29 protein-coding genes are annotated in these 25,426 nt (G+C 51.7%); 19 read left to right on the top strand and 10 right to left on the bottom strand.

All coding sequences use genetic code 11. The features are described 5' to 3' along the window. Positions 1 to 62: 62 nt before the first annotated feature. A complete protein-coding gene (locus tag IAE55_RS27475; RefSeq protein WP_105445298.1) occupies positions 63 to 248 on the bottom strand; it encodes a hypothetical protein in 186 nt (61 codons plus the stop codon). A 185-nt stretch (positions 249 to 433) separates the two neighbouring features. Here IAE55_RS27475 and IAE55_RS27470 point away from each other — a divergent pair, with 185 nt between their 5' ends. From IAE55_RS27470 to IAE55_RS27460, 3 genes are all read left to right on the top strand, one after another. Next, entirely contained in the window at positions 434 to 1,312 is an 879-nt protein-coding gene (locus IAE55_RS27470; protein WP_145949856.1) for a cation diffusion facilitator family transporter, read from the top strand. 291 nt (positions 1,313 to 1,603) lie between these two features. Continuing rightward, a complete protein-coding gene (locus IAE55_RS34300) occupies positions 1,604 to 3,451 on the top strand; it encodes an Ig-like domain-containing protein (protein ID WP_200634413.1) in 1,848 nt (615 codons plus the stop codon). A 292-nt stretch (positions 3,452 to 3,743) separates the two neighbouring features. Beyond that, positions 3,744 to 4,577, top strand: coding sequence for a C40 family peptidase (locus IAE55_RS27460; RefSeq protein ID WP_145165005.1), 834 nt, complete (start codon positions 3,744 to 3,746; stop codon positions 4,575 to 4,577). Between the two features lie 175 nt (positions 4,578 to 4,752). Here the strand turns inward: IAE55_RS27460 and IAE55_RS27455 are convergent, their stop codons facing one another. Continuing rightward, positions 4,753 to 5,139, bottom strand: coding sequence for a hypothetical protein (locus IAE55_RS27455; RefSeq protein ID WP_105445294.1), 387 nt, complete (start codon positions 5,137 to 5,139; stop codon positions 4,753 to 4,755). 252 nt (positions 5,140 to 5,391) lie between these two features. Here IAE55_RS27455 and IAE55_RS27450 point away from each other — a divergent pair, with 252 nt between their 5' ends. Then, entirely contained in the window at positions 5,392 to 5,964 is a 573-nt protein-coding gene (locus tag IAE55_RS27450; RefSeq protein WP_200634412.1) for a hypothetical protein, read from the top strand. 136 nt (positions 5,965 to 6,100) lie between these two features. Here IAE55_RS27450 and IAE55_RS27445 read toward each other — a convergent pair whose 3' ends face one another. Beyond that, entirely contained in the window at positions 6,101 to 6,265 is a 165-nt protein-coding gene (locus IAE55_RS27445; RefSeq protein ID WP_076176112.1) for a DUF1328 domain-containing protein, read from the bottom strand. A gap of 246 nt (positions 6,266 to 6,511) precedes the next feature. On the opposite strand from IAE55_RS27445, the gene IAE55_RS27440 reads away from it, so the two are divergent. From IAE55_RS27440 to IAE55_RS27390, 11 genes are all read left to right on the top strand, one after another. Further along, positions 6,512 to 7,015 carry a DUF948 domain-containing protein gene (locus tag IAE55_RS27440; protein ID WP_145029836.1) on the top strand — a complete coding sequence of 168 codons (504 nt, stop codon included), beginning with the start codon at positions 6,512 to 6,514 and terminating at the stop codon, positions 7,013 to 7,015. A gap of 48 nt (positions 7,016 to 7,063) precedes the next feature. Beyond that, positions 7,064 to 7,576 (top strand): hypothetical protein, encoded by a 513-nt coding sequence (locus IAE55_RS27435; protein ID WP_200634411.1) that lies wholly within the window; start codon positions 7,064 to 7,066, stop codon positions 7,574 to 7,576. A gap of 92 nt (positions 7,577 to 7,668) precedes the next feature. Further along, the gene (locus IAE55_RS27430) at positions 7,669 to 8,013 is read left to right on the top strand and encodes a general stress protein (RefSeq protein ID WP_076176109.1); all 345 of its coding nucleotides are present in this window, start codon (positions 7,669 to 7,671) and stop codon (positions 8,011 to 8,013) included. A gap of 215 nt (positions 8,014 to 8,228) precedes the next feature. After that, positions 8,229 to 9,398, top strand: a complete 1,170-nt coding sequence (locus IAE55_RS27425) for a PP2C family protein-serine/threonine phosphatase (RefSeq protein WP_200634410.1) — start codon at positions 8,229 to 8,231, stop codon at positions 9,396 to 9,398. Beyond that, positions 9,395 to 13,054, top strand: coding sequence for a response regulator (locus IAE55_RS27420; RefSeq protein ID WP_200634409.1), 3,660 nt, complete (start codon positions 9,395 to 9,397; stop codon positions 13,052 to 13,054). Before IAE55_RS27425 ends, IAE55_RS27420 begins: the two co-directional genes overlap by 4 nt. 73 nt (positions 13,055 to 13,127) lie before the next feature. Next, positions 13,128 to 13,988 (top strand): CheR family methyltransferase, encoded by an 861-nt coding sequence (locus tag IAE55_RS27415; protein ID WP_145164996.1) that lies wholly within the window; start codon positions 13,128 to 13,130, stop codon positions 13,986 to 13,988. A gap of 17 nt (positions 13,989 to 14,005) precedes the next feature. Then, on the top strand, positions 14,006 to 15,682 hold the full coding sequence (locus tag IAE55_RS27410) for a response regulator (protein WP_200634408.1): 1,677 nt from the start codon (positions 14,006 to 14,008) through the stop codon (positions 15,680 to 15,682). A 112-nt stretch (positions 15,683 to 15,794) separates the two neighbouring features. Beyond that, on the top strand, positions 15,795 to 16,133 hold the full coding sequence (locus IAE55_RS27405; protein WP_076176095.1) for an STAS domain-containing protein: 339 nt from the start codon (positions 15,795 to 15,797) through the stop codon (positions 16,131 to 16,133). 18 nt (positions 16,134 to 16,151) lie between these two features. Next, complete coding sequence (rsbW, locus tag IAE55_RS27400; RefSeq protein ID WP_145164992.1) at positions 16,152 to 16,604, top strand: anti-sigma B factor RsbW; 453 nt, start codon at positions 16,152 to 16,154, stop codon at positions 16,602 to 16,604. Continuing rightward, entirely contained in the window at positions 16,601 to 17,371 is a 771-nt protein-coding gene (locus IAE55_RS27395; protein WP_076176089.1) for a sigma-70 family RNA polymerase sigma factor, read from the top strand. Before rsbW ends, IAE55_RS27395 begins: the two co-directional genes overlap by 4 nt. 131 nt (positions 17,372 to 17,502) lie before the next feature. Continuing rightward, positions 17,503 to 18,471: a magnesium transporter CorA family protein gene (locus tag IAE55_RS27390; protein WP_200634407.1), complete on the top strand. Its 969-nt coding sequence runs from the start codon at positions 17,503 to 17,505 to the stop codon at positions 18,469 to 18,471. Positions 18,472 to 18,605: 134 nt separating this feature from the next. Here the strand turns inward: IAE55_RS27390 and IAE55_RS27385 are convergent, their stop codons facing one another. Then, a complete protein-coding gene (locus IAE55_RS27385) occupies positions 18,606 to 18,959 on the bottom strand; it encodes a DoxX family protein (protein WP_200634406.1) in 354 nt (117 codons plus the stop codon). Positions 18,960 to 19,109: 150 nt separating this feature from the next. On the opposite strand from IAE55_RS27385, the gene IAE55_RS27380 reads away from it, so the two are divergent. Beyond that, entirely contained in the window at positions 19,110 to 19,451 is a 342-nt protein-coding gene (locus IAE55_RS27380) for a winged helix-turn-helix transcriptional regulator (protein WP_325168691.1), read from the top strand. A 252-nt stretch (positions 19,452 to 19,703) separates the two neighbouring features. Here IAE55_RS27380 and IAE55_RS27375 read toward each other — a convergent pair whose 3' ends face one another. Both IAE55_RS27375 and IAE55_RS27370 read right to left on the bottom strand, forming a co-directional pair. After that, complete coding sequence (locus IAE55_RS27375) at positions 19,704 to 20,150, bottom strand: copper amine oxidase N-terminal domain-containing protein (protein WP_200634404.1); 447 nt, start codon at positions 20,148 to 20,150, stop codon at positions 19,704 to 19,706. A 311-nt stretch (positions 20,151 to 20,461) separates the two neighbouring features. Continuing rightward, positions 20,462 to 21,244 carry a substrate-binding domain-containing protein gene (locus IAE55_RS27370; protein WP_200634403.1) on the bottom strand — a complete coding sequence of 261 codons (783 nt, stop codon included), beginning with the start codon at positions 21,242 to 21,244 and terminating at the stop codon, positions 20,462 to 20,464. On the opposite strand from IAE55_RS27370, the gene IAE55_RS27365 reads away from it, so the two are divergent. Next, entirely contained in the window at positions 21,243 to 21,542 is a 300-nt protein-coding gene (locus IAE55_RS27365; protein WP_200634402.1) for a hypothetical protein, read from the top strand. The genes IAE55_RS27370 and IAE55_RS27365 overlap by 2 nt on opposite strands. A gap of 66 nt (positions 21,543 to 21,608) precedes the next feature. On the opposite strand, the gene IAE55_RS27360 is transcribed toward IAE55_RS27365, so the two are convergent. The 3 genes from IAE55_RS27360 to IAE55_RS27350 form a co-directional block, all read right to left on the bottom strand. After that, positions 21,609 to 21,935: a DUF5665 domain-containing protein gene (locus tag IAE55_RS27360; protein WP_105445284.1), complete on the bottom strand. Its 327-nt coding sequence runs from the start codon at positions 21,933 to 21,935 to the stop codon at positions 21,609 to 21,611. A 102-nt stretch (positions 21,936 to 22,037) separates the two neighbouring features. Beyond that, positions 22,038 to 22,478, bottom strand: a complete 441-nt coding sequence (locus IAE55_RS27355) for a YtxH domain-containing protein (RefSeq protein ID WP_200634401.1) — start codon at positions 22,476 to 22,478, stop codon at positions 22,038 to 22,040. 37 nt (positions 22,479 to 22,515) lie between these two features. After that, complete coding sequence (locus IAE55_RS27350) at positions 22,516 to 22,773, bottom strand: GlsB/YeaQ/YmgE family stress response membrane protein (RefSeq protein WP_076176073.1); 258 nt, start codon at positions 22,771 to 22,773, stop codon at positions 22,516 to 22,518. 334 nt (positions 22,774 to 23,107) lie between these two features. On the opposite strand from IAE55_RS27350, the gene IAE55_RS27345 reads away from it, so the two are divergent. Together IAE55_RS27345 and IAE55_RS27340 are read left to right on the top strand one after the other, a co-directional pair. Further along, entirely contained in the window at positions 23,108 to 24,115 is a 1,008-nt protein-coding gene (locus IAE55_RS27345; RefSeq protein WP_145164981.1) for an asparaginase, read from the top strand. Positions 24,116 to 24,324: 209 nt separating this feature from the next. Then, positions 24,325 to 25,059: a pirin family protein gene (locus IAE55_RS27340; RefSeq protein ID WP_145949839.1), complete on the top strand. Its 735-nt coding sequence runs from the start codon at positions 24,325 to 24,327 to the stop codon at positions 25,057 to 25,059. 98 nt (positions 25,060 to 25,157) lie between these two features. Here IAE55_RS27340 and IAE55_RS27335 read toward each other — a convergent pair whose 3' ends face one another. Then, positions 25,158 to 25,382: a DUF1128 domain-containing protein gene (locus tag IAE55_RS27335; RefSeq protein WP_076176065.1), complete on the bottom strand. Its 225-nt coding sequence runs from the start codon at positions 25,380 to 25,382 to the stop codon at positions 25,158 to 25,160. Positions 25,383 to 25,426 lie beyond the last annotated feature (44 nt).

The raw sequence follows: 25,426 nt of genomic DNA, 5'->3' as shown, positions 1-25,426 counted from the left end.
CTGCCATTCCCTTAAGCGGGGGTGGCAGCTTTTCTGTGTTGTCCGTAAAGCCCGTGGCTTGTTTAGGACCCGCCGGTGCGGCGGCGCTGATTGTTGGGCTTTTTCGTGTTTTGGCTCTTCATCGTGTGCGGGGCATTGCTTTGGAAGCCGCCGGGCTTGCCGCCCTTGTTCTGCTGCTTCTTCTGCTCTAGCTTCGCGCGGATGGCGTCGGCCAAATTGACCTTTTTGGCGTCCTGATTATCCGTCATGGGTAGGGTTCCTCCCTTTGGGGTTGTGTCCTTATTCTAGCTGTTTTTGCGGCTCCCCACAAGAGATGGGAGAGACAAAACCTCTTGAACATAAGCAACTATGTTTCTCTAGACCCACACGACTTTCGTTTGCTAGGATAAAAAAGTGCCTTTGGGCATGAAACGGTGAAAAGGGGCCAACGAACTTGGATCATATCTATGAAGATATCCGAAAAGGGGAACGCGGCGCCTGGATCAGCATCGCGGCGTATTTGATCCTCTCCGCGGGCAAGCTGGTCGGCGGTTACTTCTTTGCGTCCAGCGCCCTGCTTGCAGACGGGTTTAACAATCTGACCGATATCGTGGCATCGGCCGCCGTGCTGATCGGCCTGCGGATATCGCAGAAACCGCCGGACTCAGACCATCCGTACGGTCATTTCCGGGCGGAGACGGTAGCATCGCTGATCGCTTCGTTTATTATGGGCATGGTCGGTATTCAGGTGCTGGTGGAGGCGGTCAAATCCCTGTTTATGGGCAAAGAAGCTTCGCCGGATTTATGGTCGGCCGGCGTGGCGGCTGTCTGCGCTGTATGTATGATGTTCGTCTATCTATATAATAGAAAGCTGGCCAAGGAGATTAAGAGCCAGGCCTTGATGGCGGCCGCCAAAGACAATCTGTCCGACGCGCTGGTCAGTATCGGGGCGGCGGTCGGGATTGTCGGAGCACAGTTCGGCCTTCCATGGCTGGATGTGGTGGCGGCATTTGCCGTGGGTTTGCTGATCTGCAAGACGGCCTGGGATATTTTCCGCGATTCCACCTACCGGTTGACTGACGGGTTCGATCAGGAGGAACTCCGCGATCTGCGGGGCACCATTGCCAAAACCCCCGGCGTTGAAGGCATCAACGATGTGAAGGCCAGGGTTCACGGCAATCATGTCCTGGTCGATGTCGTCATCGTGGTTGACCCCACCCTCAGCCTGATCGAAGGGCATGCCATCAGCGACAAGATCGAAGAGCGGATGAAGAGAATTCATAATATTATGAACGTCCACGTCCATGTGGAGCCTCGGGAGAAAAGCTTGTGAAGGCCGGTTCCTTTGAAAAGCTCCCGTGTACTTGATAAGCTTCAGCTAACAGCCACAATGCATAAGCATTGTGGCTGTTTTTGCGTCCGCCCGCTGCCTTTCGGAGAAATGGTCACAGCTATGGGTCTGACGAAGCGTGAAAACAAAAACTGGAAAACGGTTCCAACGTAGCAGGTAATTATGAGGTTTGTGGGATATCCAGTTGGAGAAATTCAGTGAATAATGACATAGATGGAGGGATTTTACAAATTCCTGCGTCAAATCATGCTTACGATGGGAAGGAGTGAGGCTGTGAACAGAACGTTGTGGCGATTATGGACTGCTTGCACTGCCGGATTGCTGGTGATGGTTGGGCTGTGGCCCGGATTCAGCCATGCGGCTGCCGAATCGACGCGGTCGACGATTGAATGGTCCAGGGATTACGGAAGCCGATCCAGCGGGGAGGGGGTCATCCCTACGTCGGACGGCGGCTATTTAGCCTTGGGCGGTATCTATGATCAGTATCAAAAGGCCTATGTCGTAAAGCTAGATGGAGAAGGGCAGGTGGAATGGGAGCAGAAGCTGGCTTATTATGACTGGGGGTCCAGTACGGCATACCGGGCCATTGAGACAAAGGACGGGGGTTACCTGATCGCGGGGAACACAGCTGAAGAGTTCGAGCCGATTCGGCAGCTGTTCCTGATCAGGCTGGATGCATCGGGGAATGTGGTGTGGCAGAAGGTCCAGGATGTACAGGGGTATGATCAAAACCCGAAAGCCATCGTCGAGACGGAGGACGGCAACTTTTTGATCGCCGGAAGCGGGATCGTCCACTGGGTTGCTTATGACAGAGCTTATATCACAAAGATCGATCGAAGCGGGAATACGCTGTGGTACAAGCAATACAGTTTTTCGGGCAGCGACTATTTAACCGATCTGATTCCCGCGAGCGACGGGGGTTACATCGCTGTCGGCCACGCAGGTATGGTGGAATATGAATCGAGAGAACATGATGCGATGCTGGTGATGAAGATCGATGATCAAGGCAAAGAGGTGTGGTCGAAGCAAACGGTCGAGCCGCGCAGCGGCTGGACAGCCTACTCGGTCATTCCGGCCGAGGACGGGGGCTATATGATCTTGAGCCGTAAATCCGTTAACGGCAACGGCGTGCCGGTACTTACCAAGACGGATCTGACCGGACAGGTGCAATGGGAGAAGACATATCCGGATGGTGCCAATTCCCAGAATTTCAATCGTCTGATCCGGACGGAAGAGGGCTATGCGATGCTGGGAGAACATGTTACATACTTGGACTGGAGCTCAGAGTGGAAGCATCAATACGGCGTCTTAAGCGTTGATCGGAACGGAGAGTTTGTCAGCAGGGAATTGTTCAAGGGACCTCCGATCTACTGGGTCGGTACCGCATCGGGAACTCCGGACGGAGGTTATATATTCCCGGGAACCGTGCAGCGGGGAGACAGCGCGAAATTTCAGCTGATGAAGCTCACGCCGCCGGCGGACCAGCCGCCTGTTGAGCGAACGATGACAGGCATCGCATTTTTGGAAAAGGAAAAGAAACTGAAAACAGGTTCAAGCGTCTCCACTGTGCTGCAAGCGGTTTATGACGACGGAACCAGAAGCGATTTGTCCAACGCCGCAGTCTACGTTTCGGGGGACGCTGCGATTGCCGAGGTCGACGCATTAGGCCGAATCACGGGAAGGGAGCCGGGGGACACCTATATGGAAGCATCTTACGAGGGCTACACAGCAAGATTGAACGTAACTGTACTGCCGGAAGATACGGGCGAGTATGATCCCCTGAACGGCTATCTCGAGCTGGATTCGTCCCAATACTCGCTTTCGGAAGGTTCGACGCTGGATATCAAGGTTTTTTTGTATGACTATTCGACACAGACGAGATCGGATATTACCAAGAAGGTTCAATTCAGCAGCAGTCATCCGGACGTCGCCGAAGTGGACGGGGAAGGAAATCTGATCGGTCATAAGCCGGGCTTGACCCAGATCACTGCCCAATATAAGGGAGGCAGAACGATGGCCACGGTCCAGGTCGTCCGCGCTGCTGCTCCAATCGGAAATGACCTTCCGGATCAAGGCGGGACGGATAGCGGGAAGGATCTGAAGGATTCTGCAGAGGAATGATCGTGTAAAGTTCCGTCTGGTGGAAACATGGATGAACAAGGCTGGCTCTGAACAGGGCCGGCCTTGTTCTACTTTTTGGGCGCTGCAGGTATTTCCTTAATGTTCAGCAATTTCCAGGGACCAGGCGTATTTAAGACCATAGACCTGTTTTATACCAACATTTGGAGTGTTTATTTGTGTAAAAAGGGCCATGCGGTTTCTCGATCCTCCTGCCTATAATGAGAGCAAGCGCTAAGCGGGCCGGTGTTCCCCGGTTTCTACAAGCGACTCAGACATCTCAAGGAGGAATGAAATGATTAACATCAAGAAAAGCTTACTCGGATGCCTGCTATTATCCGCTGCCATTTCTGCAGCCGTCATCATCCCGACCGGACATGAGGCTCAAGCGGCGTCGGCATCCAGCCAGGTTCAGGCACAGGGCCAGGTCGGCGTTATCCAGACTTCGGTGAATCTTCGGGACAAGCCTTCCCTGTCCAGCAACGTGCTCGGTTATGTAAAAAAAGGAGAGACCGTGCAGATTTTGGAGAAAAGCTCGGCTTATTATTATAAAGTGAAAACTTCGTCGGGCAAAATTGGCTACGTCAGCACCCGCGAAAAATACATAGCCGTTAAGGGCACCGGTTCGGCATCCCAGCCGAGTACCGGATCCTCTGAAGCGGCACCACCTGTCTCCGCGGAAAATGCGAATGCCATGATCGAAAAGGTGATCCAGACCGGCATGAAGTATCTGGGAACCCCTTACGAGTTTGGTTCCAACCGGAATACGACGACTACGTTCGACTGTTCGGATTTTACCCGCCAAATCTTCAAAGAGGCTGCAGGCGTTGTGCTTCCGGCAGATTCCAGACAGCAGGGCTCCTGGGTGAAGGAAAACAGCGGAGCCGTATACAGCACGGACCAGCTGAAGCGGGGAGATCTCGTGTTCTTTATGAGTTACCGCGGATCCAGCGCTTCCGCCTATCAAGGCGTTGATAAGTCCAGCCAGCGGATTACCCATGTGGCGGTGTATCTGGGTGACGGCAAGCTGCTGCATACCTACTCCAATCAGGCCGGCGGCGTTACGGTATCGGATTTCAGCAACTCTTGGAAGCTGAGATTTCTGTATGGAGGCAGCGTACTGAAATAAAGGCCGCGTAAATGCAAAGGACCGGAGAATTCTCCGGTCCTTTGTTGTCCCCCGCAAAGGCTTCGCTGAACGGAAGGTTTGATGATATTCTATGTAGAAGGAACTAAATGACGCCGACACCCGTTAGTAAAACCCTTAGTTCTTTCTAGTACTGGCATGTTGCTTTTAGGATGTCTTATTTTACGAGAATCCAAGCCGTTCCGAGCCACGTGTAAACTTCCACCCACTCGCCGAGAAGCGATCCAACGCGGTTGCCCGTGGTGTTCACGACTTGCGGAGCAAGGACGCTTGCGACTTTACCGCCGGGCTCAAAGTAAAACGGTGTATTTACCGTCAGGATGAGAGGCACCGTAGGCGTTGTTACTTCTTCTCCTGCCGAAATGATCGGCTCAGGTACCAGCTTGGTAGGTTCGGCAACGGTCTCTGACGAGCCTGTGACCGAAGTCGTGGTGGACGGAGTACTGTTCGTTGTGGACGTTGTGGATGCGCTGTCCGCGAACGCTGCGGTTCCCATGGAAGCCATTAATCCGAGTGCTGCTGCAATAGTGATGATTTTTTTCATAGACTTTGTTCCTCCTTGGAATAGTATGCTTCTACACTATCCAAATAACCCTCTGACAGACAATTGAACCAAGTTATCTAGTAGATCGTAGAAAAAAAGATTGTTTTAGTTTACCATAAATATGGTAGAAGCGTCAGGGAGGATGGTACCAAAAATCCCGGCTGCCTGCTTTTGAAGTAGGCCAAAAATAAAACTTTAGAAATGCGCCGAATGGTGGAGTATATTTGCCTTTTCGGCAGAAAGGGGGCGGACATGCGCCTAGGGAAGTTTTTGTTTCGGTTCATGATAACGATCATCGTCGTGGTCATTATCGCCGCCGGCGTGCTGATCTGGTACATCGCTCCGGACCGCAAGCTGAATTTGAACTATACGGATCTGAATATCCAGGATAAAGCGATGCAGATGCTGAAGACGAAGAAACCGGAAATTACGCTGAACAACGAGGAATTGAATGAGCTGGCCAAGAAAGAGCTCATCAAGCACATGGGTGATATGCCCCCGCAGGTGACCGTTACCGGAGCCGAGTTCCAGTTCCATGGGCAGGAGGTTACGGCGGATATTAACGGCAAGTGGGAGTTTATACCTTTTGGTGCTGAGCTGACCTTCACGATGGATGCCGACGGCAGCGTCATTGTGCTGAAGCATGAATCCACGAGGATCAAGTCGATCCGCGTCCCGGCGGAGACCTGGGGGCTAGGCACCCTTTCCGTGCCGCTCAAGGAGCACTTGCCGGACATCCTTAGAGTGGACGATGTTCAGTTCTTGGATAACGGTGTCAAGCTGACGTTCAAGCTGAACTGGCTGGATCTGCCGTCGCTCTTTTAATGAAACAAAAGATTGCGGGCATTAAAAAAACCAAGCGCCTTCTATCCGAAGGACCGCTTGGTTTTTTCGCTCATTCTAACCTTTTTCTTATCTCTTTGGGCTTGTTCGTCTTCTCGTACCAGCTGCCCTTATACCGTTAAGGCGTTCGGCTGCGGCCGGTAAACAGGGAGATGATAAAGAGAACCAGGAAAATGAAGAACAGCACCTTGGCAATCGTAGCCGCCGCAGATACGATTCCGAAGAATCCGAAGATTCCGGCGACGATCGCAATAATTAAGAAGATAATCGACCATTTCAACATCTTGCTCACCTTTCTTTCTTGTAGAGTTTGGGCGATAAATGACCGGACATACGCCGGATAAACCAGCGGGTCCCGTTCACCCTCGTAGTCATACTTAACCGGGCCCAAGGGGAATGAAACAAGCCCTGCCTTTGGTAAAAAACGGCGCTGTTTCGTCATTTGGGCGATAGGGTAACTAACGCTTAAGCGAGCCTTATAGGAAGCATGTAAGGCGTCTTGAAGAGACAAGAAAGAGAGGTTATGCACATGATTATGTCGCTTAGTGTCGCGTTAATCGCGGTCGCTTTTGCGGTCCTGGTCGTTTATCTCATTAAAACGCTGCTGGCCGCGAAAAGTTCGCTCGAGAAGACGACGCAAACCCTGCAGGAGGTTCAGCAGACGATCGACGAACTCAGCTATGAGATCAAGCAAATCGTCCGGCACGCCAACGATATTACGGCGGATGTCGAGCATAAGATGAAACAGATTGATCCGGTCATGAATTCGGTGAAAAACTTGGGTGAAGTGCTCAGCGAGTTAACCCTGGCTGCGAAACAGGCTTCCACAACCTTGATTCACAAGTTCAAGCAGCCTAAGCACCAGGTAGAGTCCCGTCCGCGGCACATGCTTGCCTCCGCGTCGACGCCGGAAGAGCGCACGATTGAGTCCTATTCGGCTGTATATGAAACGGGAGCAAAGGCCAAGCCTGCGGCTAACGTGGTGAAATGGATCGACACCGCCGCGACGGTCTGGCAGAGGCTGCGCCGGTAGGACCTATGGCTCAGGCTGGATCCATTGACAACAGAAAGGATGAGAATCATGTTGAAAATGATTACGCTGCTGCTTGGAATGCTGTCACCCTTGTCCTTCGTGTCCGCTGCCCAGCCTGACCCGGGCCATACGGCGAATGTCCAGACTGTCCAGCAGGCCGTCCAGCAAACCCCTGATCGCTTTAGCGCGTTTGATACGATGAACGGGGTTTCCCTGAACGATACCAAGCAGGAGGTCCTCGCCCACAAGGGCAAGCCGCTGAAAGTGACGCCCGATCCGTTCACCGGCTGCTCGGCTTACGTCTACCAGGATGCGGCGGTCGTGCTCTGCGACGGCATCGTGGACTACGTTCATGTGGGAGCGGCTGCAGGGAAGATGCAAATCAACGGTTCCTGGATCCCTTTAAGCAAATACCGGGTTGCCGATGCTTTAGGGCAGCCGCAGTTCCGTGCGGAGGATGGTGACGTCTACCTTCGCGGACACCATGCCGTCAAGGTTTACACGGATCCGGAAACGGGAAGGCTCGCGGGAGTCGACTTTTTTGACCAAGCGAGTGAATAGCCCGCCTTTTCCTGGAATCGGCGTTTCAACTATACCCGCAGAGGTTAATTAGAACATGTACGGGATCAACAAAGAATAGGAGAGTGAGAACGATGAATTCATCAACCAATACCAAATCATTTGCGAAAGTTGTGGAAAACGGCGTCCAAGCGGTGGAAGAAGTCAATCAGCTGCGCAGCGCAGGTTATGTGTACGATGATATTTTCGTACTGGCCCATGACGGCGACCGGACCGACCGGATTGCGGACACGGCAGGGGCAAGTGAGGTTGGCATTAAAGAAGAAGGCATGTTTGATGCTCTTGCTAATCTGTTCCGTTCACGCGGAGACGAGCTCCGGGCCAAAATCACTTCGCTGGGCTTCACGGAGGCTGAGGCTCAATTTTATGAAAAAGAACTGGATCTGGGCAAGGTGCTGGTGGTTGCCAAAAAGGCATGAGACCGGTATTTCCCGCATACAGATGCATGTCAAAAACATAGATAAGGAATGGGATAACGCTTCCCATTCCTTATCTATGTTTTTGGAACAAGTGGGATATCATGCCCCGAGTTCCAACGACTGATAGACCTTAGATGCTGAAATATTCACACGGTATGGTATATAGTATATAAATAGAGATTTCAACAATTTCATAGGATCGTAAGGAGAGGGTTATGAGAATATTAATTGTTGATGACAATCCGACTAACGTCATAATCATCCGGGAGATTTTAAAGAAAGAAAATTACCGGGATATCGATAAAGCCTCATCGGCAAGAGAAATGTTTGAAATCTTGGGAGCGGAAGGCTATGCCAAAGAGGGTCAGCCGAAGGCGGCCGATTTTGACTTGATTTTGCTCGATATGATGATGCCTGAAATGGATGGGATCGAGGCGTGTCAGGTGATCCAGAAAAACGAGCATCTCAAGGATATACCGATCATCATGGTCACGGCAGTGGGAGATTCCAAAAAGTTAGCCGAGGCGCTGGATGCCGGAGCGGTCGACTATGTGACCAAACCGATCAACAAAGTGGAGCTGATGGCCCGGATCCGCCTGGCACTCCGTCTCAAACATGAGAAGGACTGGCATAAGGAGCGCGATCAGCGGATTCAGGAGGAGCTGAGATTGGCTGCGCTTGTTCAGAATGCGGTGCTGAGTCCCGCTATTGAGGACGAGTTGTTTGAGGTCCACGCCATTTATCAGCCTTCCGCCGAGCTTGCCGGTGATCTATATGCCTGGTATTCCCTCGGCAACGGCCGTTACGGTGTCCTTCTTTTGGATATGATGGGCCATGGCATCTCGTCGTCCCTGTTTACGATGTTCATCGCGTCGGTCCTGAAGGATACGGTAACGACCTATGTGGAGCCGGAGAAAGTGATCCAGGAGCTGAACCGCCGGTTTAACCAGCTTCACATCGAAAATCAGCTTGTCCAATATTATTTTACGGCGATTTATTTAGTTGTTGATACCTCGATGAAACGGATTGACTACGTCAACGCCGGGCATCCACCGGCTTTATTTTTCCAACAGAACGGAGACATGCTGCTGCTTGACCAGGCATGCTGTCCGGTCGGCCTATTCGACAAGATGGACATCGATCCGCAGACCTTGTCTTACGAAGGGGAAGGCCATATTGCGCTGTACACCGACGGCTTGCTGGAACTGGTCCAGGGCGATCATGACGAACAAGTCGACTTTTTGGTCAGCCACCTGAAGCATTCGCATGAGTGGAATGAAGAGAAGATGTACCAGGCATTTTTTGAAGACCACGGAACCCAGGAGCGGGAAGACGATAAATGTCTCGTCTGGATTTCGTTAAAAGAGGGAGCGAATGAAGAATGAAACTGAAGACTAAGCTGGTGATCGGCTTCGGTTCGCTCATGCTTATTTTGATTGCTTTGACGGTGGTTGGCTACGACCGCATGAATTATATGAACAAGCAAATGGATCGTATCTATGAGGACCGGTATTTGAAAGTGCGGTATTCCACCGGGGTCCGGAGCGAAGTGAACGATATGTCCAGGTTCGTTATGAGCATGATGCTGAATCACAACGTGGCGACAGATAACAGTACTTCCGAGATCAACGATATGATCGCCAAGGGCGAACAAAGTTTGCAGAAGCTGAATGCAACCACCACCTCTCCTGAGGAAAAACAAATGCTGAACCGCGTTCAGAAGGCGTGGTCGGATTATAAGGAATATATCAACAAGCAGTCCGCCTTGTTATCCAAAGGGATGATGGACGATGCCAACACCTACCGAAATGCAAGTGGAACCCCGATCCAGCAGGAAGCGATAGACAGCATCAATGCGCTTTCCGAATATCAGGATCTGCTGGTCGATCAGCAGATCAGTAACGCCAAAGCAGCGTACAACCGGTCCGTTCAAATCACGACCGCCATTATGATTGCCGGTCTACTGCTTGGACTTGCCGTTATTCTGTGGGTCATCTCCACCATCACGAGGGGACTCGGAGTCGTGAACATGATGATCAACAGCTTTGCCAAAGGCCGGATCCAGGCCATCCGCCGGATTAAGGTGACCTCAAGAGATGAAATCGGCCAGGTGGCCCATGTGTTCAAGGAAATCGCCGAAGACCTGGAAGAGAAGCAGGAGCTGGAGCAGAACTACCTCCAGGCCCAGAAGGACCAGAACTGGCTTAATTCCAATGCGAGCCGGGTTACCGAGCTTCTTCGCGGCATCAATTCCAGCAAGCAGGTGTCCCAAATGTTCATCAGCGAGTTTACTCCGATCATCGGGGCGGCCTATGGGGCTATATATATTCAGGACGATGATCAAAATCCGAATACGCTGTCTCTCGGCGGAACATACGCCGGCCAGGGGGAACGCTCGGCGAGGGGCAGAGTCGAAATCGGAGAAGGCCTGGTCGGGCAGAGCGCGTTGGACCGCAAACCGATCGTCACCGAGCTGCCGGAAGACTACCTGTCAGTGGACTCGGCCTTTGGTTCGGCGAAGCCGGCACATCTGCTGATCTATCCGGTCGTGTTTGAAGACGAGCTGCTCGGCGTCGTTGAAATGGCGTCGTTCGAGCCGTTCAGCGAGCTGGCCAGACAGCTCTTGTCCCAACTCACCGCTAGTCTGGGCGTCATTATTAATAACATTAACCGCCGCGTTCGCGTCGAGGAGCTTCTGCGTGAATCGCAGGCGCTGACCGAGGAGCTGCAGTGCCAATCCGAGGAGCTGCAGACCCAGCAGGAGGAACTGCGCCGCTCCAACGAAAATCTGGAGGAGCAGACCGAAGCGCTCAAGCGCTCCGAGGATTTGCTGCAGCGCCAGCAGGAGGAGCTCGAGCATTACAATACCGAGCTGATCGGCAAGACGCGCGCGCTGGAAGAGCAGATGCAGCAGCTTGAGGAGAAGAACATCGAGGTTGAAGATGCGAAGGCCAGACTGGAGCAGCAGGCGATGCAGCTGGCGGTGACCAGCAAATACAAGTCGGAGTTCCTGGCGAATATGTCCCACGAGCTCCGCACGCCGCTCAACAGTCTGCTGATCCTGTCGCAGCTCCTGTCCGAGAATAAGGAAGGAAACCTGAGCGATAAGCAGAAGGAATACGCTCATACGATCTACATGTCGGGCGCTGATCTGCTCAAGATGATTGATGAAATTCTGGATTTGTCCAAGGTCGATGCCGGCAAAATGGAGATCAACTCCGAAACGGTGCCGATCGAGGAATGGCAGACCTTCGTCAACCAGAATTTCAAGCCGCTGGCCAATTCGAAGCAGGTTGCGCTCCACGTTCACGTGGACAACGATGTGCCGGATTCCGTCGTTACCGACGGATACCGGGTCAAGCAGATCCTGCGCAACCTGTTGTCCAATGCCTTTAAATTCACCAGCCAGGGTTCGGTCGTGTTCACGGTCCGCCGGGCGGATCCGGAAGCCCTGCCGGCTTATCTGGACCGGAACAAGGAATATATCGCGGCGGCCGTCAAGGATACGGGCATCGGCATACCGAAAGATAAGACCGACCTGATCTTTGAGGCGTTCCAGCAGGTGGACGGTACGACCAGCCGCAAGTATGGCGGTACCGGACTTGGCCTTTCCATCAGCCGTGAGCTGTCCCGCCTGCTTGGCGGAGGGATCGAAGTCGAATCGGTCGAAGGGCATGGCAGCTGCTTTACGCTGTATCTGCCGGTCACGGAGGAGAAGCCGGAGGCGTCTTCTTCCGCTCAGGACGAGGCCGCCGTTTCCAGCGAGCTGATGCTGCCCAAGCCGGCGCAGAACATGGTGGATGAAGAGGAATCCGCCATCAACGCGGCGGAGCCTCTGGAAGACGACCGCGAGCGGATTGCCGATAAAGATAAGGTACTGCTCATCATTGAGGATGACATCAAATTTGCCCGTATTCTGATGGATATGGCGCGGGGGAGAGGCTTTAAGGCCCTCGTGGCGATGCAGGGCGATATCGGCCTCGATATGGCGAAGACTTACCTGCCGGATGCGATCATCCTGGACATCCAGCTTCCGGTCATGGACGGCTGGGCGATCCTGGGCGAGCTGAAGGGAGACTCGGCAACCCGCCATATTCCGGTTCACATCATATCGGTATCGGATGAAGTGAAGCAGGGCCTGAAAATGGGGGCCATTGCCTATTTGAAGAAGCCTTCCAGCAAAGCGTCCCTGGAGCATGCCTTCTCGCATATTGAATCGTATACCGAGCAGTCGCTGAAGCATCTCCTCATTGTAGAAGACGATGACATCCAGCGCCGTTCGATTATAGAGCTTATCGATCACGATGACGTGGCGATCACCGCCGTGTCCACCGGCAAGGAGGCGCTCAGCGAGCTGCGGAAGAAACGCTACGACAGCATGGTGCTCGATTTGATGCTGAGTGATATGACCGGATTCGAGCTGCTGGACCAGATCCAGCAGGACCAAAACCTGGGCTACCTTCCGATCATTGTGTACACCGGCAAAGATCTCGACAGCAAGGAAGAAATGCGCCTGCGCCAATACACCGAGTCCATTATTATCAAGGACGTGAAATCGCCTGAGCGCCTTCTGGACGAAACTACATTGTTCCTGCACCGGGTGGAAGCCAATCTGCCTGAGGACAAGCGTCAAATCTTGCAGAAGCTTCATAACAGGGAAGCGCTGTTTGAAGGGAAGAAAATCCTCCTCGTCGACGACGATATCCGGAACGTCTTTGCGCTATCGAGCGTTCTGGAGAATTATGGCATGGAGGTGACCTTCGCCGAGAACGGACGCGAGGCGATCGACATCCTGACCGGAGGCCAGCCGTTCGATTTGGTGCTGATGGATATGATGATGCCGGAGATGGACGGGTATGAGGCGATGCGGCAAATTCGCCAGATGCCTCAGTTCCATAAGCTTCCGATTATTGCCTTGACCGCCAAGGCGATGAAAGAAGACCGCTCCAAGTGTATCGAGGCCGGTGCTTCCGATTACGTGAAGAAGCCGATCCAAACGGAACAGTTATTATCCCTGATGAGGGTTTGGTTGTATTCGTAAGGGCAATAACGGGGTAATAGATAATAGCATTACATTTTCATCTTTGAAGCAAACGTAAGCAGGAGGAAAGAGAATGGATTTGGGGCATACAGATCAAGACATCCCCGTAAAGGATGAGACGGAACGGGAAGATATCGAGCTTGAGCTTCTTCTGGAAGGCATTCACCGTTTATATGGTTACGATTTCCGCGATTATGCGATTCCGTCGCTCCGGCGCCGGATATGGCATTTTATACGTGCGGAAAGTTTAAACAATATTTCCCAGCTTCAGGAGAAGGTGCTGCATCACCGGCCCGTTTTTGAGCGGCTGGTTCATAATCTGTCGATTCCCGTCACAGAGATGTTTCGCGATCCGAACCTCTTTCTGACTTTTCGAAAAAAGATCGTCCCCCTGCTGAGAACCTATCCGTATATCCGTATCTGGCATGCAGGCTGCTCCACCGGAGAAGAGGTCTACTCCATGGCGATTCTGCTGCATGAAGAGGGACTTCTGGACAAGGCGAGGATTTACGCCACGGATATGAACGACCGTTCCCTGGAGCAGGCAAAGCAGGGGATCTTCGGGATTGAGAAAATGAAGCTGTATACGAAAAATTACATTGAGGCGGGCGGAACCCGCTCCTTTTCCGAGTATTATACCGCCAAGTATAACTCGGTGATTTTCCAGCCCTTTCTAAGCAAAAATATGATCTTTGCGGAGCATAATCTGGCAACGGACCGCTCCTTCAACGAGTTTAACGTTATATTTTGCCGTAATGTGATGATCTACTTTAACGACACGCTCAGGGATCATGTCCACGGCCTGTTTTATGAAAGCTTAAGCCGTTTCGGAATTCTGGTTCTTGGAGCAAAAGAGTCGATACAGTTTACGGAATACAGTGATTCTTACGAACCGCTGGATCGTGTGGAGAAAATCTACAGGAAGATTAACTAGAGAAGTGGGAGGATTCCATGGGGTCTCAAGAACCGATTCATATTCTGCTGGTTGATGACCGTCCGGAGAACTTACTCGCCCTGGAAGCAGTGCTGGAGAGTGAGCAATATAATCTTGTGAAGGCGACCTCTGGTGAGGAAGCGCTCCGGTGCCTGCTGAAGGATGAGTTTGCTGTGATAATACTGGATGTTCAAATGCCAGGTATGGACGGGATTGAAACAGCCAAATTGATCAAGGCAAGGGATAAAACGAAGGACATTCCGATCATCTTCATTTCAGCGAACAGTAAAGAAGCCGAGCATTTATTCGCAGGTTATTCAGCCGGTGCGATTGATTATATGGTGAAGCCGTTTATCCCGCAAATCCTGAAGTCCAAAATTGAAGGCTTTGTGGAAATGTACCTGACAAACAAAAAGCATAAAACCCAGTCCATGCTGCTGCAGCAAAAAACGCAGGAGCTGGAAAAAGCCAATCAGGAGCTCATTAAAGCCAAAGAGGCGGCTGAAATCGCGGCCAAGGCCAAAACCGAATTTTTGGCGATGATGAGCCATGAAATCCGCACGCCGATGAACGGCGTGATCGGTATGGTGGATCTGCTGATGGAAACCGAGCTTAAGGAAGAGCAGCTGGAATATACGGAGATCATCCGCAAAAGCGCCGACGCACTGGTCACGGTGATCAACGACATCCTCGATTTTACCAAGATGGAATCCGGGAAAATGGAGATGGAGGAGCATCCGTTTGAGCTGCAAAACTGCATCAAGGAAGTATTCAGCCTTTTTTCTATGGAAGCAGGGAAAAAGGACCTGGAGCTGGTGTACTTTATCGATGAAGCAATCCCGCCCATCATTTACGGGGATATGGCCCGCCTGCGTCAGGTGTTGATCAATCTGATCTCCAATGCGGTGAAGTTTACGCATCAGGGCGGAGTCTATCTGATGGTATCCCTTCGGGAAAGAGCTGAAGACGACAGCCTCATGATCGAATTTGCGGTGAAGGATACCGGTATCGGCATTACGCCGGATAAGCAAAACCGCTTGTTCCAGCCGTTCTCCCAGCTGGATTCTTCGATGACCCGGAAATACGGGGGCACGGGGCTGGGACTGGCCATCTGCAAATCGCTCGTTGAAATGATGGGCGGCAGCATTTACGTGGAATCGACCGAGGAGAAGGGTGCGACGTTTTTCTTTACGATCCGGACGAGCGAGCCTGAATCGGATGACGGCATGATGGGCATTGGCGACGACCTGCTTGTTTCCCTGCCGTCTGCAAAAGACGAAGAACCGCTGATCCTCGTGGTAGACGACCATCCGGTCAACCAGAAGCTGATGGTGAGCATGCTGGGCAAGCTGGGATTGAGAGCAGAAGTGGCCGAGGACGGACGGCAGGCGGTGGATAAAATCCGCGCCAATCCGGTGTACCGGCTGATCTTCATGGATTTGCAAATGCCGGTCATGGACGGTCTGGAGGCTACGGCCCTCATCCGCGAGATGCAGCCTCAGGGATACCGACCGGTTATCATCGCCATGACCGCCAATGTGATGGAAGGCATCCGAAGCCGGTGCAGGGAAGCCGGGATGGACGATTATATCAGCAAGCCGGTCAATATGAAATCGGTGAAGGAGATTCTGATGAAGCATCCGGTGCCTGCACAAAGCAAAGGCTTGCAGACCTCCGATGCCAACTCCATGTGACGGGAGCCAAATATTGCCAGGCATAAGCTTGCGTACAAGCTGATTCAAACGGGGGGATTTAGGGTTAACTGTTCTTATACAAGAAAAACAAAAAAATCGGGAGAGAATGTCTATGAATACGAATAAGAACGAAAAATTCAATGCAACGACAGAACGCCATGAAGGTTCCTGCACGGTCTACCTGAGCGGGGAACTGGATTTATCGGTGGCGCCCGACTTCAGGCTTGTCATGGAACCGCTTGTTGGGGATTCCGAAATCGATCTAGTGATTAACTTGAAGGATCTGAAATATATCGATAGCACAGGGATCGGCATTCTATTGTCCATATTGAAGGCCAGACATGGGATGGATGCCCGTTTTGTCGTGGAAGAGGTTCCTTCCCAAATCCAAAGGCTGTTTGACATGACGGGTATTGCGAAGTTTTTTGCCGCGAGTAGGAATTCCCAATAGGAAAGGATCGAAGACAGTATGAATGCTGAAGTTCAAAAAGTCGTAATAACATTACCGGCCAATGCTGATTTTGTAGATATCGTAAGATTGAACTTGTATGGAATCGCATCGAAGATGGGTTTTTCTTATGAGGACATTGAAGATATGAAGGTAGCCGTATCGGAAGCTTGTAACAACTCCGTTTTGTATGCTTATGGTCAGGAAGGCGGCATGGTGGAAGTAACGTTCGAAATCGGCATTGACCAATTGTCCATCAAGGTCAAGGACGACGGGGAGAGCTTTGACCGGATGAACCGTACCGAAAACACCGTGACATTGCATGACAAAGACCTTCATGATGTGGAAATCGGGGGACTCGGCTTCTACTTGATGGAGGCGCTCATGGACGATGTGATGGTAGATAATGAGGCCGGACGCGGCACCCAGGTGGTTATGACCAAACGGCTCATGAGAAGTGAGGAGAAAGTATGAATGATAAGGTGACTCCCCCCGAGTCCATGAGCGAGGCGGTCGGTCTGATCTGGGAATACCAGCAGACGAAAGACAACGATATCGCCACCGTGCTTATCCAAAAATATGAACCGATGGTCAAGATGGCCGCGGGTAAAATCGCCCGTAACCGCCCGGACCTCTATGAGGACTTGTACCAGGTCGGCCAGATGGCTCTGATCCGGCTGCTGCAGCAGTATGACATCAGCTTGGGCATTCCGTTTGAACCGTATGCCATGAAGAGCATGATCGGGCATATGAAAAACTTTTTGCGGGATAAGTCCTGGTATATCCAGGTTCCAAGAAGGATCAAAGAGAAGGGCGCACTCGTCCAGCAGGCTATTGATGAGTTAACCGTCAAGCTGGAGCGTTCGCCGGACGTCCGCGAAATCGCTGAATTCCTGGATCTGTCGGTGGAAGAAACGGTAGAGGTCCTGGCTGGACGCGAATGCTACCACTATGTTTCACTGGACTCTCCGCTGTCTCAGGAAGAAACGGGTGCAACGCTCGGTGAACTGATCAGTTCGGACGTCAACGACTATGATTCGGTGGAAAAACGGATGGACCTCCAGCAGGCGATGAGCCAGCTGAAGGAACAGGAGCAGAAAGTGCTGCTGCTTGCCTTCCAGGATGGTGAATCCCAGCGCTCGATCGCCCAGAAGCTGGGGGTTTCCCAGATGAGCGTCTCGCGGATTCAGAAGCGTGCAACAGAAAAGCTGAAAGAAATCATGTCTAATTCATACCAATGACGGACAAGCTTATGTTATGTTTCGACTCAACCGGAAGTTCGTAAGGACACGCCAGTTCTCCCTTGAGAATATACGGCGTGTCCTTTTTGGTGAACAGAGATATGGATGGTGAGATAGAGGAGGTGGGTCATATGGCGGCTGAGGTTTCAAGCAATATATTATCTTTTGCAGGCCACTGGACATGGCATGATCTGGTGGTGGAGGACTGGTCATCGGAAGACTTCAGGCAGCTGCAGGAGGCATGCCCCCTGATCGAGGAATGGCTGGAAGTCATCCCGAACATCGAGCAGAATTATATGTCCGTCCGGTTTCCTGACGGCGTGGATGCCGTCATGTTCGGCACGCTGCCCTATTCGGTCAAAATGGAAGTGGAAGACAGCGCTCACGTGGACCGGGTTCACTTTTACGTCCAGCGCGACAAGCTGATTACGATCAACCTGGATCAGAACACCCGCGAAATCATGGCTACGGAAGAACGTACGGCCATGCTGCACCAATGCCACAGCGCGGTGGACGGCATGTTTGTGCTGGCCCGGACAATTCTGCACTATTTTCATCTCGGCCTGGACCATTTCGAAGCGAACCTCCGCAAGCTGGAGCATGCGATGGAGATGGATAACCAGCGGTATTTGATGGACAAAATCCTGAACTCGCGGTTTGCCTTGCTGTATTGGAGCAATTTGTTCACGCCGTTTCAGGAACTGATCGCGGCTGCCAGAGAGGGGTATTTGGACAAGCTGGAGAACAGCCGGCCGTTCATGCAGCTGCTGCACCGGATCGAGCGGATGGACCGGGCGTTCCGCCATTACGAAGATGAGATTGATACACTGATATCCATCGATGATGCCATTTCGGCGTTCCGCGGCAACGAAATCATGAAGACGCTGACGATCCTGACGGCGATCTTTACTCCGGCTACCGTAGCAGGCGCGATCTGGGGGATGAACTTTGAGAACCTGCCAGGCATCAAGGTGCCATGGGGGTTCGTCGGGATCATGCTGATCACGTTCCTCAGCACTGCCATCATGTACCTTTGGATGCACCGGAAGGGATGGACCGGCGATTTACTCAAGGTCAAATCCAAAAAATCGAAGATCTAGCATCTTGCCGAATATCAAAAACAGGACTCGAGTTAATCGGTTAACCCCACTTGACGGATAGATCCCCTGCAAGCAAACAAGCGCTGAGTTAGCGTACAGCCGTATGCTTGGAGGGGATTGTTCATTTAACGACGCTACCAACGGCCGATAACGACTACGATCGCCAGCAGCAGAAACACGATATTGATGCCAATCTCTTTATATTCCTTCCGACTCACATGGAAAGCGGCGCCGAGCAGTACAGTCACGGCCAGGCTGAGTGCGGCGATCGGTGTTAATATTGGTGCGATCCCCGTGGCCAAAGGCAAAATCACCCCGACAACCCCGGCCAATTCCATCAATCCGATCCCCCAAACGAGCGGTTTAGGTACGTCTCCAACCCACGGCCAGGCCGTTCGCGCTTGTTCATGCTGAAACGCCTTCATCCAACCGGAATATAGGAAACCGGCTGCCAAAATTCCTTGCACAATCCAAAGTACAACGTTCATGTCTTCACTGCTCCTTATCCTGGCTCTGTTTCGTCTTCAACCATGGATATATAATAGGGAGTAAGGGTGGGATAGTGGAAGTAGGCACTTTAAATAAACGTAGTATCGAAAAATATACCTTAAGCCAATCAAGGGGATAGGAGAATGTCCGTGAATACTTACTGTAAGTTCGAAACGGCGCTGGATATCCTGATCGGGAAATGGAAGCCCGTGATTTTGCTCCGTCTGTTGAACCATGGAACGATGCGGTTCAGCGAGCTTCAGAAATCGATCCCTGACATCACGAAGAAAATGCTGACCCAACAGTTAAGGGAACTGGAGTATCACGATATCGTGCATCGTGAGGTCTATAAGGAGATCCCGCCAAAGGTCGAATATTCCATTACTGACTACGGCCAACGCATGACGCCATTGCTGCAGGCGATGAATGACTGGGGAGTCAATCACATTGCTCACCTGCAGGAGCTTTATGGGGAAGAGCGGGCAGAGTGAGAGGGGCAAGGAACTGAAGATTTGGCTGGATCATGGAGCTTCTGATAAAGAACTGCTGCAGGATCTGCTGCGCTACGAAGCGGAGGACAGGTATTCCTATCCGATTTCCAAGGCGGTGGGAAATGTCGAAACCAGGTTGCGGCTTTTAATCATGCTATGTTTCTGGTTGAATCCTAGGCGTTAACAAATGTAAGGGCCTCGTTCTCATTAGTTGAGAAGAGGCCTCTTTTCTTTGGCTTGCTTGGCACCAATTTAATTTTGAGGAAAATTAATATTTATTGATGCATCATTAGCTGTTTTATTCCATTCGACATTTGCTTTTAAAGTCTCCGCGATAAATCTGAGGTTTACATAAAAAGTACTGTTGTCTGGATTAAAACTAGGGGCCTGATTCAGAACTTGAACTTTTCCATTGATGTAAGCCTCATTGGAATTATTAATAAGTTTGATTGATATTCCACCTTTTGTTGCGGTTACTGACTTCGTTTTATTATCCCAATCTACAGTCATACCGAACCTTTCAAAAATAGGCCTCATCGGAACTAGAGTGGTTCCACTATTTGTTACGCTTGCGTAAATATCCATTTTCTCATTATTTATGAAGATGGAAGGTTTTTCTCGAGAAGCAAAGGCAGCATTTACCTCAAGTATCATGAAAATCGCCATAGTCGAAATTAATAATTTTACCGTAGATTTCATTTTGCAAAAACCCCCTTAGATATTTAATAGGCAATAGATATCATGGTATCCATTGCCTATTAAATACGTTATTTATTAATATAACGAGCTATCTACAATAAATGTTACCGTATTATTGCTGTCAGTGTACAGAATTGAAAAATTACCTGGGAATGCTATACGATGGTAATCGAATAGAACGAAAACAGGAAGCGCCTAAAATGAAGCAGCCTTAGTCCGGTGGAATACCATACTAAGGCTGCCTGGTTTATTCCTATAGCTGTCTACTTCGATGGGCGGAACACCAGTCCCGACCGTACGCTTGTCATTGTTTAAAGCTTCGTGTTCGCCGTGTTCGCGGCAACCGTCTCTCCGGGAAAGCACTCCATCTCGGTCAAATAGGTCACTTGTGGTTCCAGATCCTTCCTGCGGATCATTTCGATCATCCGGTTGACCGCCAGCTCGCGGCTCGCAGGAGCGACGTAAAAGGTGGTCAGCGGCGGCTTGCTCAGCTTCGCCAGCTCCGAGAAGCCGTAACCGACGAGGCTGACCTCGCCGGGAACCTGCACGCCATGCTCCTTCAGCCACTGCAGGGCACCGAACTGAATAACCGTATTGACGGAAAATACCGCCGTATAGCCGATATCGAGCACATTCATCCGGGCGCACAGCTCGTAGCCGTCTTCGCCGCTGCTGGCCTGGACCAGCGATTTGTCCAGTGGAATCCCGGCTTCCTCCAGCGCGCGGTAGTAGCCGTTCAGGTTTTTCTGATGAATGGAAATGTTCAAATTCCTGCTGAAGAAGGCGATCCGTTTGTGCCCGAACGACAGCAGATACTTCACGGCCTCGTAAGCCCCTTTTTCATGATCCATCACGATGCTGTTCGTGCCTTCACGAGGGATGCCCCCGTAGAAAAGATAGGGTACCTTGGCTTCGGTAATCAGGTCGATCGCTTTATCGTCCAGATCGCCTGTCACGAAGTAGCCTTCCGCCTCCTTGCTCAGGACCGCCTTGCGCATCTTTTCGAGCCCCTCGGCATACGCCTGCACCTTCATAAACAGCAGCGAGAAATGGTGGCGGCTTGCCGCCTGCTCAATCGTCGCGAGGTCGTACATGTACCTGGCTGGGGTCGTCGGGGGCGCGGCCGTACAAAATAAAGCACAGCTTCGGCGTGACATCCGGTCGGAGACATACCAGCTTGAGGCGAAAGGCCGCCATTTTGGCGGGGACGCCGCGCTGGCCGGCCACTTCGTCGAAAGGTTAGCAGGCAAGGCTGCGGCGGGCCCGGATCTCGAAGCCGGTCTGCGGAGCGCCCTGATCTGCCTGAAGGCGAGGGAGTCGGCTGAGACGAGCACCTTTCTGGAGATCGAACCGGTCACCCTCACGATGAACGAAGAATCGGCACCTTCATAATGCCAAAACGGATGGCCCGGGATTCCCCGGAACCATCCGTTTCTTTTTATTCAAGTAAACGATCCGTTACTGCGATTTGTATTGGCTGATATAATCCTGCAGGTTGGCAATGTATTGGCCAATCACCGGCATATCAACAAACAAGCTGAGCAAGTATCCGAGCAGGCCAAGCACCACAAAGGTTCCGAGGGACAGGCCAAGCCCGCGGGACAAGCCGGCCGTAAAGTTGGTGATCAGCCGCTTCTTGGTGTTCGTATAGTTCTCGATCATATCTTGAAGCTCGGACCGCTCCAGGGAATCGGCAATCTGGTCAAGGCGGTTGTTCAGCCTCTTCACTTCGTGCCTTAGCTCAAAAGGATGTTCATCCACGTCATAAGGATTGGCTTTGCTCATCAGAATCCCTTCCTTCTTCAGCCGGCATTCCGGCTTTAATGATCACGGACCTGTGCACGAAAATAGCCAGCTGGTCAGCTGGCTATCGGGTGTATCGGCAGCTTAGTAAGAAGTCTTATTAAGCTCCCGGCGGATATCGCTGGATGCATCGGATGATTTGTCCATGACATCCTTCGAAGCGCTTTTGACATCGTCTGCAACGTCGCCGGATGCGCTCTTCATGTCATCCGCCACGTCGGCCGAAGCCTGCTTGACGCTTTCCATAATCGTATTTTTGCTTTCGTTGACGGATTTGGCGAGATCGGTCGTCTTGGACGATACCGTCTTGGCCAGATCCGTTGCCTTTTCCGTCACGACGGAGGCCACTTCCTTCGTCTTGTCGGTAACGACGCTCAGCTTGTCGGAGAGATCCCCGCGCAGCTCGCGTCCGGTCTTCGGCGCAAACAGCAGCGCCGCTGCCGCCCCCAGCAAACCTCCGATAAATACGCCCTTGAAGAAGTTGCTTCCGCTTTGAACCGGATATTCTGTCTCTGCTTTATTCATACCAATCACTCCTTATTTATTATTGGTGTATATCAATTTAGGTGGTACGCGAGAACAAGCGGCTGATCAAGCCAAGGATAAAGACGAAGATCGCCGTCCCGAGAATCGCCGGAATTACGGCGAAGTTACCGATGACAGGACCCCAGTCGCCGAACAGCCAAGCTCCAACCCATGCGCCAACAAAGCCAGCGATCATGGCGCCGATCACGCCTCCCGGCATGTTGTGTCCTGCGATGGCATCACCGATAATCCCGATAATGATGGCCATGACGATACTGATGATAATACCCCACATGACGATCGCCTCCTTTTTATAAGGTTTGATAAAATTCTCTAAATGCGGCATAACCTGCTGTGACATGGTGTCAACGCGTCGATCTTACTTCGTATATAAACGGTGAGAAATGGTGTGAAACAACAGATGTGAAAAAGGAAGATAATCAGCGAAATATGGGGAATGATTTCGAATACATGGGATATTATTAATGAATTGGCCATTTAATTGGCTTTACAAATATCTTGGAGTGCATTTCTTTTTCAAACCGGATATGAGCCTGCAGACAATCAACTTTATTATGCTGTGAATAAGTTGTATCATAGGTAGGCAACAAGAAAAGGAGAGAGGCTGTATGGACGCTTTATTGGTGAAAGAGTATCGGGCCGGAATCGTGGAAAGTACCCATTATGGACATATATGTATCGTAAATGATCAAGGCGAAGTGTACGCGTCGGCGGGAGATCCCCATTTTGTCACCTTTACGCGTTCGGCGGCCAAGCCGCTGCAGGCCATTCCCGGGATCCGGGCGGGGATCGCGGATTATTACGGGCTGACTGAAGAGGAAATCGCCATTATGGCCGCTTCCCATTTGGCAGAACCCCGGCATATCGAAGTGCTGGAGAGCATTCAGCGGAAAATCGGGGTGGACGAGGAGCAGATGGTGTGTGCGCCGACATATCCTCTAAGTGAAGACAGCAAGGAGCACACCATTCGCGAACAAGGACACAAGCGGCGCCTGTACCACAATTGTTCCGGAAAGCATTTGGGGGTGCTGGGCTACAGCCGGATGCGGCATAACCCGGAGGAGACATATGCGGAACCGGATCATCCTGCGCAGCGGGAAATTCTGGATGTGATTGCGATGATGAGCGGCATGGAAGCGGAACGGATTGGACTCGGGACGGACGGCTGCGGCTTTCCGGTTTTTGCGCTGCCTTTGTCCGCCATGGCTAACGCTTATGTGAAGCTGGCCTGCCCGGACCTCATTCCGGACGAACCGACGCGAGCGGCCGTGAGAACGATCACAGCAGCCATGAACCATTATCCGGCCATGGTTGGCGGAACCCGCCGGGTGGACACATTCATTTTGCAGGACCCGAACATTGTCGCCAAAGGCGGCTTCAAAGGCGTGTACTGTTTCGGTCTGAAAAAGGAGCGGCTCGGCATCGCCCTGAAAATACTGGACGGATCCGAAGAAGAATGGGGCTGGGTGGTCGAATCCATTCTCCAGCAGATCGGGTATGATAACCGCCGTCTTTTGGAGGGCCTGCGATCCGAATTTACCAAAGACATCTACAATGATGCCGACCGGAAGGTAGGTCACGCTGAAATCGTATTTACGCTGGAGCGGTCCCGCTAGAGGCAGAGGTGCCTGTCTGGATTGATATATAGAAGTAAATGAATGCCCTTGGAGGAAATCCTTGGCCCCGGCTGCGCGCAGTGTGGGGCTTTTTTTGTGCCCATGCCGTCTTTGGCGGCTAGAACGAGGGTGGGTTGATTAGCCCCTCGAAGTTGAGGGTAAGAATTACATATTCCAATAACATATGCAGTTCATGGAGGTGGATGGAAATGATTAAAGTAGTGACTTCAGCGGAGCGCCATACGTCGGAGCGGGGATGGATCCACAGCGAATTCAGCTTTTCGTTTGCCGATTATGATGACCCGAGCAATGCGCATTTTGGCTGCTTATTGGCCCATAACGACAATCAGCTAAGTCCGAAACAAGGCTTTAAGAAACATCCTCATCATGATTTGGAAATCGTCAGCTACGTCATCTCCGGCACGCTTGAACATAATGACGACATGGGAAATCAGGTTCAGCTGCCGGCGGGGACCGTTCAAGCCATGAGCGCAGGGTCCGGTGTTATGCACTCTGAGACCAATCCGTCGGAAGAGGAACCGGTCCGCTTTCTGCAAATGTGGTTCCTGCCTTCCACACCGGGCCACAGGCCCGCATGGAAAGCTCACCATTTTCCGAGGGAGGAGAGGATCAACAAGCTGGTTCCGCTTGTCAGCGGATCAGCGGAAGGATTGCCGAAGTCCCCGGATGCGCTTCAGATTCATGCCGACGTGTCCATCTGTTTTCCGATCCTGGAGACCGGGCAGGAATTGTTGTTCCCGCAAAAAGAGGATCGCAGGACGTTTCTGTTCCTGATTTCGGGTCACCTGGAAATCGGCTGCGACGACGGGACATTCCATCTGGAGCCCGGAGACTCGGCCAGGGTAAAAAAATCATGCGATCTTCATATTAAAGGAACGAGCAGCGAAGGAGAGTCTGAATTTGTACTGGTGGATATACCTTAATTGCTGTCCCTTGACGGAAAAGCCCCCGGATGTTCCGGGAATCGACTGATTACAGCGGTTCCGGACATCAGGGGGCTTTCGAAATGTAAAGGGGAGCCTTACGCTTTACGCAGACGTCCAAGCTCTGAGACCAGCGCTTCCACCTCGGAAATACTCAGATTGTCCTTGGACATCACCAGGTCGTAGACGTCCTGGATGTCCTCGTACCGGTCGACGGAGAACGCCGATGCATTCATGGCTGCGCCGCTGGCCATTCTCAGCTTCGTTTTAATGCCTTCAATCATATACTCTATATTTTCAGGTGTCTTTTGGGATAAATCCATGTCAAGCGCCCATCCTTTCCTGTGCCTAAGCTTGTGTTCTATTG

The organism is Paenibacillus sp. S28 (genome assembly GCF_016624415.1).
Classification (GTDB): domain Bacteria; phylum Bacillota; class Bacilli; order Paenibacillales; family Paenibacillaceae; genus Paenibacillus_AQ; species Paenibacillus_AQ favisporus.
The sequence above is the reverse complement of the archived record's forward strand: the minus strand, read 5'-3'. Positions and strand labels throughout refer to the sequence as shown.